14 protein-coding genes are annotated in these 13,680 nt (G+C 62.2%); 5 read left to right on the top strand and 9 right to left on the bottom strand.

Features of this window, described 5'->3' with window-relative positions:
* Window positions 1-90 precede the first annotated feature (90 nt).
* The 4 genes from VSX56_RS02835 to arfB are packed head-to-tail and all read right to left on the bottom strand — an operon-like array spanning window position 91 to window position 2,931.
* The gene (locus tag VSX56_RS02835) at window positions 91-1,578 is read right to left on the bottom strand and encodes an inorganic phosphate transporter (protein WP_350934708.1); all 1,488 of its coding nucleotides are present in this window, start codon (window positions 1,576-1,578) and stop codon (window positions 91-93) included.
* 58 nt (window positions 1,579-1,636) lie between these two features.
* Entirely contained in the window at window positions 1,637-2,098 is a 462-nt protein-coding gene (locus VSX56_RS02830) for an NUDIX hydrolase (RefSeq protein ID WP_339113692.1), read from the bottom strand.
* 34 nt (window positions 2,099-2,132) lie between these two features.
* Entirely contained in the window at window positions 2,133-2,516 is a 384-nt protein-coding gene (locus VSX56_RS02825) for a hypothetical protein (protein WP_350934705.1), read from the bottom strand.
* Complete coding sequence (arfB, locus tag VSX56_RS02820; protein ID WP_339113694.1) at window positions 2,509-2,931, bottom strand: alternative ribosome rescue aminoacyl-tRNA hydrolase ArfB; 423 nt, start codon at window positions 2,929-2,931, stop codon at window positions 2,509-2,511. The genes VSX56_RS02825 and arfB overlap by 8 nt, the downstream gene beginning before the upstream one ends.
* Before the next feature lie 142 nt (window positions 2,932-3,073).
* On the opposite strand from arfB, the gene VSX56_RS02815 reads away from it, so the two are divergent.
* The 4 genes from VSX56_RS02815 to VSX56_RS02800 all read left to right on the top strand — a co-directional run bounded on the left by VSX56_RS02815 (window position 3,074) and on the right by VSX56_RS02800 (window position 7,704).
* Window positions 3,074-3,766, top strand: a complete 693-nt coding sequence (locus VSX56_RS02815; RefSeq protein ID WP_350934702.1) for a type 1 glutamine amidotransferase — start codon at window positions 3,074-3,076, stop codon at window positions 3,764-3,766.
* Window positions 3,763-5,115: a glutamine synthetase family protein gene (locus tag VSX56_RS02810; protein ID WP_339113696.1), complete on the top strand. Its 1,353-nt coding sequence runs from the start codon at window positions 3,763-3,765 to the stop codon at window positions 5,113-5,115. The genes VSX56_RS02815 and VSX56_RS02810 overlap by 4 nt, the downstream gene beginning before the upstream one ends.
* Window positions 5,116-5,127: 12 nt before the next feature.
* The gene (locus VSX56_RS02805) at window positions 5,128-6,432 is read left to right on the top strand and encodes an NAD(P)/FAD-dependent oxidoreductase (protein WP_350934700.1); all 1,305 of its coding nucleotides are present in this window, start codon (window positions 5,128-5,130) and stop codon (window positions 6,430-6,432) included.
* An 87-nt stretch (window positions 6,433-6,519) separates the two neighbouring features.
* Entirely contained in the window at window positions 6,520-7,704 is a 1,185-nt protein-coding gene (locus tag VSX56_RS02800) for a DegT/DnrJ/EryC1/StrS family aminotransferase (RefSeq protein ID WP_350934698.1), read from the top strand.
* 58 nt (window positions 7,705-7,762) lie between these two features.
* Here VSX56_RS02800 and VSX56_RS02795 read toward each other — a convergent pair whose 3' ends face one another.
* Entirely contained in the window at window positions 7,763-9,202 is a 1,440-nt protein-coding gene (locus VSX56_RS02795; RefSeq protein WP_339113699.1) for an aldehyde dehydrogenase family protein, read from the bottom strand.
* 189 nt (window positions 9,203-9,391) lie between these two features.
* Here VSX56_RS02795 and VSX56_RS02790 point away from each other — a divergent pair, with 189 nt between their 5' ends.
* Complete coding sequence (locus tag VSX56_RS02790; RefSeq protein WP_339113700.1) at window positions 9,392-10,048, top strand: peroxiredoxin; 657 nt, start codon at window positions 9,392-9,394, stop codon at window positions 10,046-10,048.
* Between the two features lie 33 nt (window positions 10,049-10,081).
* Here the strand turns inward: VSX56_RS02790 and VSX56_RS02785 are convergent, their stop codons facing one another.
* The 4 genes from VSX56_RS02785 to VSX56_RS02770 form a co-directional block, all read right to left on the bottom strand.
* On the bottom strand, window positions 10,082-10,921 hold the full coding sequence (locus VSX56_RS02785) for a glycosyltransferase family A protein (RefSeq protein WP_350934695.1): 840 nt from the start codon (window positions 10,919-10,921) through the stop codon (window positions 10,082-10,084).
* Window positions 10,914-11,699, bottom strand: a complete 786-nt coding sequence (locus VSX56_RS02780; protein ID WP_350934692.1) for a hypothetical protein — start codon at window positions 11,697-11,699, stop codon at window positions 10,914-10,916. Before VSX56_RS02780 ends, VSX56_RS02785 begins: the two co-directional genes overlap by 8 nt.
* 18 nt (window positions 11,700-11,717) lie before the next feature.
* The gene (locus VSX56_RS02775; protein WP_339113703.1) at window positions 11,718-12,500 is read right to left on the bottom strand and encodes a hypothetical protein; all 783 of its coding nucleotides are present in this window, start codon (window positions 12,498-12,500) and stop codon (window positions 11,718-11,720) included.
* Window positions 12,501-12,603: 103 nt separating this feature from the next.
* Complete coding sequence (locus tag VSX56_RS02770; RefSeq protein ID WP_350934690.1) at window positions 12,604-13,668, bottom strand: stealth family protein; 1,065 nt, start codon at window positions 13,666-13,668, stop codon at window positions 12,604-12,606.
* Window positions 13,669-13,680 lie beyond the last annotated feature (12 nt).

The following is a 13,680-nucleotide window of genomic DNA, read 5'->3' as shown; positions in this document are numbered from 1 at the left end:
CCTGTCAGGTCGCCTGAATAACAGGTCCCGCACATGAAAAAGACGCAAGCAACCCGCTTGCGTCTTTTTTGTTGTCCGCAGCCTCGAAGCTCAGGCCACCAGCGTCAGGAGATAGTAAATCGCCATCGCGAGGAAGGCCGAGAAGGGCACGGTGATGACCCATGCTGCCGCCACCTGAAGGATATGCGACCGGCGCACCAGCAGGCGGCGCTTGCGCTCCTCGGGCGGCACGGGCTTGCCTTTCTGGATGGCGCCCGGACGGGACGCGCGGCGTTGGGCGTGGAATTCGCGGTAGAAGCCCACGCCGAAGATACCGCCCACGGCGATATGGGTCGAGCTGACCGGCAGCCCCAGCCAGCTGGCCACGATCACCGTAATCGCCGCCGAGAGCGCCACGCAGAAGGCGCGCACGGTGTTGAGCTTGGTGATCTCGGAGCCCACCAGCTTGATCAGGCGCGGCCCGAACAGCAACAGACCGAAGGAGATCCCCATCGCGCCCACCAAGAGCACCCAGAGCGGCAGGCCCACGGAATCCGTGATCGAGCCCACCTCGGCCACATGCACGATGGCCGCCAGCGGACCGACCGCATTGGCAACGTCATTGGCACCATGGGCAAAGGACAAAAGGGCGGCAGCCACGATCAGCGGCAGCGAGAACAGCGTCTTCACCGACTTCTTACGGTTTTCCAGCCCCTGCGATTTGCGCTTGATCAGCGGCACGCTGACCAGCCAGCACAGGATACCGAAGCACAGGCCGATCAGACAGGCCGCGCCGAGCGGGATCGGGAATACATGCTTGAGCCCCTTGAACAGGATATAGGCGCCGAACGTGCCACCCATGATCCCGTTCCAGACCGGCACCCAGCGCCGCGCGGCGCCGATACGGTCCTCCACATCCAGCATCTGGCGACGGATCACCGCAAGGAAACTCGCCGCAATCGCCCCGCCCAGCACAGGCGCGATCACCCAACTGGCCGCGATCCGGCCCAGCATCGACCATTCGATCGCATGGAAGCCCGCCGCAAGCGCGCCCGCCCCGAACACGCCGCCCACAATGGAATGGGTGGTCGATACCGGCGCACCGATCCATGTGGCAAGGTTCAGCCAGAGGGCCGCAGCCAGCGCGGCAGCCATCATCACCCAGATATATTTTGCGGGGTCCTGCAGCGCGAAGGGGTCCACGATGCCGGTGGCCACGGTCTTGACCACATCGCCCCCCGCCAGCAGAGCACCCGCGGTCTCGCAGACGGCCGCGATCACCAATGCACCCAGCATCGGCAGCGCCTTGGAGCCCACCGCAGGGCCCATATTGTTGGCCACGTCATTGGCGCCGATATTGAGCGCCATATAGGCACCGATCGCCGCCCCGATGACCACAACGCCCTGCCCCGGACCTGCCCCCATCAGAAGGGCGGCCATGAGCCCCGCCAGACCAATGAAGGCCAGCGCGATGCCGGGCGCCACAAGACTACGGGAAAGGTGCTGCGCGCCATATTCCAGCCGCCCGATCCGCTTCAGGTCGCGGTCGAGCGTTTTCCACTGGTTCACCGGCTTGCCGTTCTGATCTTCCGTCGACATGAATCCGCCACAAAACTGTTACATCCGGTGGCGGCCATAAGCGGGACGCGTTTAAAGATCAACGTTTGATGGGCTGCAATGACAGAATTATGTCTGCCAGACCCTCTTCTGCAACGGCTTTTGCAGCGTCTTCGGGGCTGAACCAGCGGCGCCGGCGCTGGCCCTTTTCGGGATAGTCCTCCGAAAGCTCTGCCTTGCCCATATGAAAGACCGCCACATCCACCGAGATGGCCAGCCCGCTCTCGAGCGCCTTGTCATAGTTGAAATACCCGACGGGCCGTTCGGAGATCCGGCCCGTCGCCCCCGCCTCCTCCCAGGCTTCCTGCGCCGCCGCCCCCGAGAGCGAGCGCCCGCGCATCGGCCAGCCCTTGGGCGTGACCCAGCGCCCCGTGCCGCGCGAGGTGATCAAGAGCACCTCCGTAGCCTCGCCCGTCTTGCGGGTGCATAGCGCGGCCACCTGCAGCGCAGGTGGACGGCGGCCCAGCAGGCTCTGCATCACATCCAGCAGTCGGCGTATCATCCTTGATCCTTTGTCGGGGGCACAGAGCGGTCCCCTACCACATGGGGGCGGAGGGCGAGAGATCCAACATCACCTCCGACAGCATCTCGACCAGAAGCGCCGCATTCTGCCGCGAGAACCCCGCACCCGGACGGACCGGCAACCGGTTCTCCTCACACTCCGCCAGCAGGATCAGATGCCCCGCAAGCGCGTCACGCGCGCGCCCCGCGGTGTCGGAGGTGTCGAAGACCAGCACGATCCGGTCGTCATGGACGGCCACCTGTGGCGCGGAAAGTGCCGCAAGCCGCGACTGAAGGAACGCCATCATCTCGGGATCGGGCGCGCCCGCCTCGCCGCCATCGGCACAAAGATAGCGCGCGCCAGCCGCGTCCCAGCCCCAAGGGCCGTCCCGCCGCTCGAGAACAACTGCCTCAGTCATCGCCATCCACCTTTCCACGTAATGATTTCACCTCGCCCCTGATCGTCTTGGCCTTCAGCCGGCGCCGCTGGCTGCCCTTGGTGGGCTTGGTGGCGATCCGGCGTTTGGGGCGATGGGTCGCCGCCACGATCAGCTCGGCCAACCGCTCGCGTGCCAGTTCGCGGTTGCGCGCCTGCGAGCGGGTTTCCTCGCAGCGGATCAGCAGCGCGCCGTCCTGCGTCCAGCGTCGTCCGGCAAGCTGACGCAGCCGCGTCTTCACCGGCGCGGGCAGATGCGGGGAGCGCTCGGCCTCGAACCGCAACTCGACCGCGGTCGAGACCTTGTTCACATTCTGCCCCCCCGGCCCCTGCGAGCGGGTGAAGCTTTCGGTGATCTCCCAATCGGCGATCGAGATGGTGTCGGTGATTCTCAGCATGGGCGGAAAGTAACGCGCCTGACGGTAATAGAAAGGGTCTTCTCGTGCCTCCGGTCTCCCCCGCCCGGACCCCCTTGTCGCGCGGGGCATGCAGCACTAGGCTCCTGTCATCGGCGATCTCGCCTCAAAGAATGGTTTCTATATGCTGATCGGCATCCTCAAGCTTGGCCCCATGGCCGAGCCGCTCCGCGAAAAACATGGCCAGTATTCGGACATGTTCCAGCGACTTCTCTCCGGACACGGCTTCACCTACCGCATCTATGACGTTGACGAAAAAGGCGAAATACCTGCCACGCCCGATGAATGCGAAGGCTGGATCCTGAGCGGGTCCAAACATGGCGCCTATGAAGACCACGCCTTCATCCCGCCGCTCGAGGCCTTTATCCGCGCAGTGGCCAAGGCGGAGGTGCCGATGGCCGGCATCTGCTTCGGCCACCAGATTATCGCACAGGCGCTCGGCGGCCATGTCGAGAAATTCAAGGGCGGTTGGGCCGTGGGCGCGCAGAACTACACTATCGACGGCCAGCCCATGGTGCTGAACGCCTGGCATCAGGATCAGGTCACGCAGATGCCCGAGGGCTTCGACTGTGTGGGCGGCAATGATTTCTGCCGCTATGGCGCGATGGTGAAAGGCAATCACATCTTCACCATCCAGCCACATCCCGAATTCGACGACGCCCTGATCGGCGACATGCTGGCCACCCGCCGAGACGGCCCGATCCCGAATGCGCTGATCGATGCCGCCGAGACAAAACTGACTGAACGCAAGACATCAAACGTGATCGGCGAGCGTATCGCGCGGATGTTCCTTGCCGCTGAAAGGAAAACCGCATGAGCGACTGGATCAAGAAATGCCCGCAGGCGGCGCAGGATTACCTCGTCGACCGGCGGCTCGACGAGGTCGAATGTATCGTGCCCGATATCGCAGGCGTGGCGCGCGGCAAAGCCATGCCCGCGTCGAAATTCGCGCATCAATCGCATTTCTACCTGCCGAACTCGATCTTCCTGCAGACCATCACCGGCGAATGGACCGATAACCCCGCGGGGGCCTTCACCGAGCCGGATATGATCCTCGAACCCGATTTCTCGACCGCCACCGCCGCCCCCTGGACTGCGGACTGGACGATGCAGGTCATCCATGACGTGAAGGATCAGGCGGGTAATCTGGTGCCGATCGCACCGCGCAACGTGCTCAAACGCGTGGTGGACCTCTATAAGGCCGAGGGCTGGACGCCGATCGTCGCGCCCGAGATGGAATTCTTCCTCGTGGCCCGCAATACCGACCCCAACCAGCCGATCATCCCGCCGATGGGCCGCACGGGGCGGCGCGCGGCCGCCAAACAGGCCTATTCGATGTCGGCTGTGGATGAATACGGCAAGGTGATCGACGATATCTACGATTTCGCCGAGATGCAGGGCTTCGAGATCGACGGTATCCTGCAGGAAGGCGGCGCGGGCCAGATCGAGATCAACCTCGCCCATGGCGACCCGATCCAGCTGGCCGACCAGATCTTCTTCTTCAAACGGATGATCCGCGAGGCCGCGCTGCGCCATGACTGTTTCGCCACCTTCATGGCCAAGCCCATCGAGGGCGAGCCGGGATCGGCGATGCATATCCACCAGTCGGTGATCGACGAGAACGGCGACAATATTTTCTCGGATGCCAATGGCGCCGAAACCGAGACCTTCCTGCATTGTATCGGCGGGCTCCAGCGCCACCTGCCTGCGGTGATCGGGCTGCTTGCGCCCTATGTGAACAGCTACCGCCGCTACATTCCGGATTTTGCCGCCCCCATCAACCTCGAATGGGGCCGCGACAACCGCACCACGGGCCTGCGCGTGCCGATCTCGAGCCCCGCGGCGCGGCGGATCGAAAACCGGCTGGCGGGAATGGATTGCAACCCCTATCTGGGGCTTGCGGCAACGCTTGCCTGCGCCTATCTGGGCATGAAGGAAAAGCAGATGCCGCGCCCCGAATATCTGGGCGACGCCTATTCCGGCACGGACGAGCTGCCCGCCAACCTGGGCGATGCACTGGATCTTCTGGCCGGTCACGATCCGATCCGCGATGTGCTGGGCGAACAGTTCTGCGTGGTCTATGAAGCGGTCAAGCGAAACGAATACAAAGAGTTCCTACAGGTCATCAGCCCGTGGGAGCGCGAGCACCTGCTGCTGAACGTGTAAGACGGAGACCCGATGAACCTGCTCTTTGCCAATGATACCACCGGCGAGCATGCGCCTAGCTACTATGCCGCCACCGCCTATTCCGACAAACGCCGCCCCAGCCTTACGGGCGAGGCGCGCGCGGATGTGGCGATCATCGGGGGCGGGTTCACGGGGCTTTCGACCGCGCTGCATCTGGCGCAGCGCGGCTATTCGGTCAGGCTTCTCGAGGCACATCGGATAGGCTTTGGCGCCTCAGGGCGCAATGGCGGGCAGGTCGGCTCCGGCCAGCGGCTCGAGCAGGACGAGCTGGAATTGCGCTACGGGCGCGAGATGGCCCACAGGCTCTGGGAGTTCGGGCAGGAGGCCAAGGGGCTGATCAAATGCCTGATCGCCTCGCATGACATTCCGGTCACCTTCCATGAGGGGATCGTGCATGCCTGCCTGAACAAGCACGAGGTCCGGCACTCGCATCACATGGCCGAGAAACTGGCCCGCGACTACGGCTATAATCTGGTCGAGCCGCTTTCCAGGGAAGAGCTGCACGAGATCCTTCCCTCAGACCGCTACAAGGGCGGCGATATCGACCGTGGCGCGGGGCATCTACATCCCCTGAACTTCGCGCAGGGGCTGGCGCTGGCCGCCGAGAAGGCGGGGGCGGTGCTTTACGAGAAAAGCCATGTGCAGAAGGTCGAGACCGGCCCCGAGGTCACCATCACCACCGATAATGGCGTGCTGAAGGCAAGCTATCTGGTGCTGGCCTGCAACGGCTATCTGGGCGATCTCAAGCCCAAGGTCGCGGCCCGCGTCATGCCGATCAACAATTTCATCGTCGCGACCGAGCCGCTGGGCACCCGTACCGCCGAGGTGCTGCGCGAGAACGTGGCCGTGGCCGACACCAAATTCGTGGTCAATTACTGGCGACTGTCGGAAGACAACCGGCTGCTGTTCGGCGGGGGCGAGAGCTACGGCTACCGCTTCCCCGATATCGTGAAGACCGTGCGCAAACCGATGCTGGAGATCTATCCCTCGCTCAAGGATGTGAGGATCGATTACGCTTGGGGCGGCACGCTGGCCATCACCATGAACCGCATGCCAGCCTTCATCCGGCCGGCGGGAGACAATATCCTCTCGGCCTCGGGGTTTTCCGGGCACGGGGTAGCGATGGGCGTTCTGGCGGGGCGGATCATGGCCGAAGCCATCAGCGGTCAGGCCGAGAAGTTCGATCTTTTCGCCTCGCTCGATGTGCCCAAATTCCCCGGCGGCGCGCTGCTGCGCAGCCCGCTTCTGGCGGCGGCCATGACGTGGTATGCGATGCGCGACCGCTTAGGGTTGTAAGCAGGCCTATCTGTTGACACATTAGTTTCACGCGCCCTTAGCATACTGCCGGGGCAATGAAGCTGCAAATTGTGTCAGGAGAGTCTCATGCCACGCGATGCACGGATCGCCCCAAACTGCTACGATGCCGAGCCGATCCCCGAGGCGGCCCGCGCCGAAATAGAGCGCCTGCTGAGCACCGGCGATCTCTTCCGCTATACCTCCGAGGACGCGCCCGTTGCGCGGCTGGAGGCGGAGTTTGCCGCCCATATGGGGGTCAGCTACGCCATCGCCGTCTCCAGCTGCTCGCAGGCGCTGTTTCTGGCGATGAAGGCGCTGGACCTGCCGGCAGGTGCGCGGGTTCTGGTGCCGGCCTTCACCTTTGCCGCCGTACCTTCCGCGATTGTCCATGCGGGCTGTGTGCCGGTTCTGGTGGAGGTCGATGACAGCCTGCGGATCGACCCTCTGGATTTCCGCGCTAAGCTGGAGGGGGCCGATGCCGTGCTGATCAGCCATATGCGCGGCCATACCTCCGACATGGATATGATCATGGACGAGGCCGAGGCCCGTGGCCTGCCGGTGATCGAGGATGCCGCCCATAGTCTTGGCACCACATGGCATGGCCGCAAGATCGGCACCATCGGTCGTATCGGCTGTTTCTCCTTCCAGAGCTACAAGCTGCTGAATGCGGGCGAAGGCGGGGTGATGATCACCGATGATCCCGAACTGGCGGCGCGTGCCATCATCATGTCGGGCGCCTACGAGCATAACTGGAAAAAGCACCCGGGCCTGACCGCGCGCTGCGAGGCATGGCAGAACCGGCTGCCGCTTTATAACTGCCGGATGCAGAACCTTTCAGCGGCGATCCTGCTGCCGCAGCTGGGCGAGATCAGCCGCCGTGCGGCGGACGGTCTGCGCAACCATGACCATGTGGCAGAGCGTCTGGGCGAGAGCCGCTGGCTCTCGGTGCCGCCTGCCCTGCCGCCCGAAACCCGCGCGCCGGATTCGCTGCAATTTCTGTTATCTGGCGACTGGAGCGACGAGGAGGCCCGCGCCTTCCAGGCCGAGGCCAAGGCGCAGGGCGTGTCGGTCTCGGTCTTCGGACTGTCCACCGATAATGCGCGCGCCTTCTGGAACTGGCAGTTTCTGACCGACCTACCCGATCTGCCCAAGACCCGCGCCATGCTGATGCGCGCCTGCGACATCCGCCTGCCCGCAAGGCTGACGCAACCCGATCTCGAGTTCATCGCGGATGCGCTGCTCGAGGCCGTGGCGCAAGTCAAACCCGCCTGACGAAAAAAGCCGGAGCCTCACGCTCCGGCTTTGTTACTTAAGTCTTTATCCGGCCCGGTTATTCGGCAGCATAACCCGAGATCGCGATCACATCGCAGAACTCTTCAATGCCCCAACGACCACCTTCACGCGCGCGGCCCGATGCTTTCACGCCCCCAAAGGGCGAGCCCGCGCCACGCGACTGGCCGTTCAGCTCGACCATACCGGCCTGAAGCTGCGTGGCCATCCGGCGCAGACGCGCAGGATCCTGGGTCTGGGCATAGTTGGTCAGACCGTATTCGGTGTCATTGGCCACTTGCACAGCCTCTTCTTCCGTATCGAAGGGCATGATCGACAGCACCGGCCCGAAGATTTCCTCGCGCATGATGGTCATATCCGGCGTGCAATCGGCAAAGATCGTCGGGCGGACGAAATAGCCACGGTTCACGCCCTCGGGCAGACCCGGACCACCGGCCAGAAGGGTCGCGCCCTCGGCAATGCCCTTCTCGATCAGCCCCTGGATCTTGTCATATTGCGACTTGTTGATCACCGGACCGATATGCTTGCCATGCTCACGCGGGCTACCGACCTTGGTCTCGTCCGCAACCTTCTTGGCGATCTCGAGCGCCTGCGGATAGATCGAACGCTCGACCAGCATCCGCGAGGGCGCGTTGCAGCTTTGGCCCGAATTGTTGAACATGTGCTTCACGCCACGTTCCACGGCCTTGTCATCGGCATCGGCAAACACAAGGTTCGCGCCCTTGCCACCCAGCTCAAGCGCCACGCGCTTGAGCGTCTCAGCGGCATTCTTGGAGATCGCACGGCCTGCGCGGGTCGAGCCGGTAAAGGAGATCATCTCGATATCGACATGGCCCGACAGCGCGGAGCCCACGCCCATACCGTCGCCATTCACGAGGTTGAACACGCCCGCCGGAATACCGGCCTCGTGGATAAACTCGGCAAAGAGCATCGAACTGAGCGGCGCCTCTTCGGAGGGTTTGAGCACCATCGTGCAGCCGGCCACAAGCGCGGGGGCCACCTTCAGCGTGACCTGATTCATCGGCCAGTTCCACGGCGTGATCAGCCCCACGACACCGATCGGCTGGTAGCCGATCATCGCGCCCGGCGTGCCATCGCCCAGCGGATGCAGCCATTCGAAGGATTTGGCGGCCGTCAGACAGTTGGTGATATGGCTGATCCCGGCACCGGCCTGCGAGGCGAAGGCCAGATCGATGGGCGCGCCCATCTCGAGGCTGATCGCCTCGGCCATCTCCTGCTGGCGGGATTTATAGACCTCGAGCAGGCGCTCGACATAGGCGATGCGCTCGGCAGGCGGGGTCGCGCGCCATGCGGGCAGCGCGTCCTTGGCGGCCTTCACCGCGATATCGACATCCTCGGACGTGCCGAGGCTGATCACGGCGCAGGCCTCTTCGGTGGACGGGTCAATGACATCGTGGTCGCGCGGGGCCAGCGGCGCAACCCATTCGCCATTGATGTAAAACTGACGTTTTTCGATCATAAGCAGACTCCTGTTTGGGGCGCAGCCTGTCGCAAAGATCCCGAGGACGCAAGGCGTCACAATGACATACCGGTATGCCGAAACGGAATATAATGTACCCGCACAAATCGGGGCATTTTCCTGCCCTCCACTGGGCAAACCCTTCCGGCAGGCTTATATCTTTGGCAGCATTTTCAGATGGAGGATCTTATGGGACTGCGCATCAACGATATCGCCCCCGATTTTACCGCACCCTCGACCGATGGCGAGATCAAATTCCACGATTTCATCGGCGACGGCTATGTCGTTCTCTTCTCGCATCCGCGCGATTTCACACCGGTCTGCACGACCGAATTTGGCGCCGTCGCGCAACTGGCCGAGGAATGGGCCAAGCGCAATACCAAGGTTCTGGGTGTTTCGGTCGATACGGTCGAGGAACACACCAAATGGAAGAATGATATCGAGAGCTTCGCAGGCACCAAGGCCGGCTTCCCGATCATCGACGACACCTCGCTGACCGTGTCGAAAGCCTATGACATGCTGCCGGCCGATTTCTACCTGCCCGAGGCCAACCGCACCCCCGCCAACACGGCGACCGTGCGCACCGTCTATATCATCGGGCCGGACAAGAAGGTCCGCCTGACCATGACCTATCCGATGTCGGTGGGCCGCAACTTCGCCGAGATCCTGCGCGCGCTCGATGCCGTGCAGGCGACCGATGGCGTGCCCTTCGCCACCCCCGCCAACTGGGTGCCCGGTCAGGACGTGATCGTGGCTCTGTCGGTGTCGGATGAGGATGCCAAAGCCAAATACGGCGATCTGGACATCAAGCTACCCTATCTGCGCTTCGCCAAACAGCCGAAGTAATCCCCGGAAAGCCCGCGCCTGTCGCGGGCTTTTTCATTTCGGCTCGGGCAATCCGTAATGGGCCATCATAGCGGCAATCGCCTCGTCATTGCCCTGCGAATGATCGCTGCGATTGATCGATTTGAGGCTGACCTCCTGCGTGCCGGGCCATTCGATCACACGGGTGCGCCCGCCCGCATGGCGGATCAACGTGCCCTGCATCCGCGCCATCCAATACATCCAGACATCATCCGCCGTCGGCGCCAACCGCAAAAACAGATCCTCGCGGGTCACATCCTCATGCAGGCTACGGGGCGGATAGAGCACACCATGCACACCGGTCAGGAAGATATCCGCCCCGCATCCGGCCTCGCCTATATTTTTAGGCCAGTCGAGATAGGGTGCGGGCCGCCCGCCGCATAGCGTGAAGCGATGCGCCCGATGGGCGATCACCTCTCCCGGATGGGCGATAGACGCGCGCACCAGCCGTTCGAGCCAGTCGCGCGGATAATAGACATCGTCATCGAAGGTAACGACGGCCGCCTCCGGATAGGCCAGCAGAGCGGGGATATGCTTTTTATAGGACCGCCAGTCCGCGCAGGTGCGGATTGTCAGCCCCTTCGCCTCGAGCGCACGGATCTCGTCGGGCAAGGCTGTCTCGTCGCCCTCGGCCAGCCAGAGCACCACCTCATCGGGCGTAATGCTCTGGGTCAGAAGCGAGCGCAGCACCAGCACCAGCGCCGGATAGCGCGGCGGGAAGCTGGTAAGCGACACGACAAGCCGGTGCGGCAGGCCATGCGGTGTCCCCTGCCCTGTGCGCGACGCGATCTCGCGCCGTGCTTTTGCCACGCGCCTGCGCCATTTCAGATAGCGGAACCAGTTCGGCTCAGCCATCGGGCTGCTCCCATGCCCGCTTCAGCCACGAGACATCACCGATCCGGCGATACCATTTCCCCCCCTGCCCGTTCAGCGCATCGGTCATCTTGGGATTACCGGCAAAACAGACGATCTTCGCACCTGCGGGGAGCGAGGGATCGGCCAGATAGCTCTTCAGCCCCCGCGGCACACAGTCATTCTTGAAACTTACGCACCAGCCCTTGGGCCAATAGGCCAGATGCCCGTGCTTGGCCAGCTGCGCCGACTGGAACTGCTGGCTGATCTCGTAATCGCGGGTCGCGGCCACGGGATCGGCCAGATAGGCATCGAGGATATAGCTATGCGCCCCGATCTCGTAGCGGAAGACCGAACTGTTGCCGACCGAATGCAGGAAAGCATCCCGTGCGCTATTCACCTTGCGCAGGGGCTTGTGACGGAAGAGATCGTCATCGCGGATAATACGGAACGGGCCCTCCACCTCGAAAAACGGCTCCAGCGCACCGACAACCACCTGATCGAGATCGAGAAACAGCGCCGTCCCCGACAGCCCCGCCAGATCCTCGCGGAACAAAGCCAGCTTGCGCCAGCGGGTGTCGGTCTTGCCCTTGGCCAGCCCCAGCTCGGGCAGCGGCAGCGCCTCGACGGATGCGTCCAGCCCCGTGGCGTCATCGGTAAAACAGATGAAGCGATGCGGCCGGCCAAGGTGTTTGCGCACCCCTGCCGCCAGACGGTTCACATATTCGGGCCCGTAAAGCGTGCCCCATTTCATGGTGAGGATAAGAACCGGTTTGGTCATGACAGCCCCCTTTCGGCCCTATAGGAAGCCCTGCGCCCGAGCTTTCGCGATCTGCAGATCGAGATAGCTACCGGACGGGATCTTTCCCTCGAAATCGCGTTTGGCATGGCGCTCGACCACACTTTTCGACAGATGCACACCATAGGTATCGGGGCCGAAACTGCTGTCATCCAGACGTCCCGGCTCGATGAACTGGCGCACATCCCGCACCGCGACGGGATAGAATGCGTCGATCGGCAAGGCGCGCTCGAATGCGCCATGGTTACGCAGAGCGGCGGTAAAGGCACGCGGACCGGTCGATCCCCAGATCCATTCCTCGATGGGCAGGCCCCGCCCCAGTGTTCTGATCTGGTATTTCAGGCGTCGCAGGCCCGTCACCTGCGGAGGGATTCCTCTGAACCCCGCCTTGTATTGCATCAGCTCGCGCGTGACGGCGCTGTCGGAAGGCACCCGCATTACGGCACAATTCACCGAATCCGGCTGCTGAAGCCCGTAGACCCATTCACTGTCAAAGACGAAAGGACGCAGCGCGATCACATCGAGATCCACCCACATGAACTCGGATCGTCCCATCATGTGATAGCGGAAGAAGTTGGAATGCAGCGAGGGGCTGTTTTCCTTGGCGTAATAGGAAATCGTCTCGGTCGGCAGGATCTCGTTGGCGTCGCGGTTCTCGAACCCTTTGGGCATATCGGCCAGAGGAGTGTAACTGAAGACCGTCACGGTCTGATCGAACCGCGCAAAAGACGCCAGACTTGCCCGCTCCATAGGACCTAATTCACCAACCCAAAGGGTCGCCATTTTCGTCATCTTGTTCTGCTTTCATCGAAAAACGGGACAGTTCCGACTTCCCATACTCCACCTCCGGACGCAATGGGTGCGCATCGCGCCATGGTCTGCGGGTTCAGGCGCTCTCCCGGTGCAGTGCTGCGGTTCGGATATCATCTGGCGCCCTGCCATTCTGCCGCAAAACAGCCGCGGGACAGTGCGAGCCGACGCGCTCGACGAGCCAGTCGATCACCGCTGCCCGATCATCTTCCGCCGCACAGTCTAAGCTCTGGACACAGAGGAATTTAACCGCCGGCTCCATATTGGCCCTGATCTTGTCAGCCCCTTCGCCGCAGCCACAATCTACCTCGTAATGGACACGCTCATTGTGGATCGTAAGCGCCGGATCTGCCCGTAACTCAAGAAGATAAGCCAAAGCTGCAACTTGGAACTGGGTATGGTTGCGGAAGCGGAATTTCATTTGGGCACGGAGGATCTCGGGATGCCGCTCATAGAAGTTTCGCTGCGTGGACACGCGCAAGGGATGCGGTTGGTGACGCGGATTGACAGTATATGTCTTTTCGCCGACCAGCTGCGCCGAGATAGACGCGCAGATATGCGTATTGGTCTTCTCACGTTGTTTCCGGAATGTGATCTTACGCAAGAACCGGCGCCAGCGCACCTTGAAACTCTTCCGGTGCTGCAAGACGTAATCGGCGTGGATAACGGGTTTTCCATCCTTGAAGAAATCCTCAACCGTCACCTCGCGCGTCAGGAAGAAATCGTCGTTGAGAAATATATATTTCTCAGCCAATCCCGAAATGCGGTGCAACATGACTTCGATGGAGCGCGAATTGAACGTTGGAAGACAATTCTCATGCCCTGCAAAAATATCCTTGTGATCGATGATACGGATCTTGCCCGGTGGACAGAGGCCCTCTTTGACAAAATCGCCCAAAAACTCTGGCGTCTGATCATCCGTAACAAGCCAGATCGTCCGCACATCCGGACAGAATTTCAGGATCGAGGCTATACAGAAATAGATCTCGCCAACTTGTTGGAAGCGTGTCGGCAAAAGGCCTTTAGGATGTGCTTTTGCAGCATCCTCGCTAAACTGCGCCCGCTTTCGCAGGTGCTTCGGGTCATTTCCATCAACCCAAGAAATAACAGCGTCCAATTCAGGCATTGAGGCTTCCAGCATTCAGCATCCATC

Origin of the sequence: Thioclava kandeliae (genome assembly GCF_040297545.1) — a bacterium.
Classification (GTDB): Bacteria; Pseudomonadota; Alphaproteobacteria; order Rhodobacterales; family Rhodobacteraceae; genus Thioclava; species Thioclava kandeliae.
This window is presented reverse-complemented; position numbering and strand designations above follow the sequence as displayed.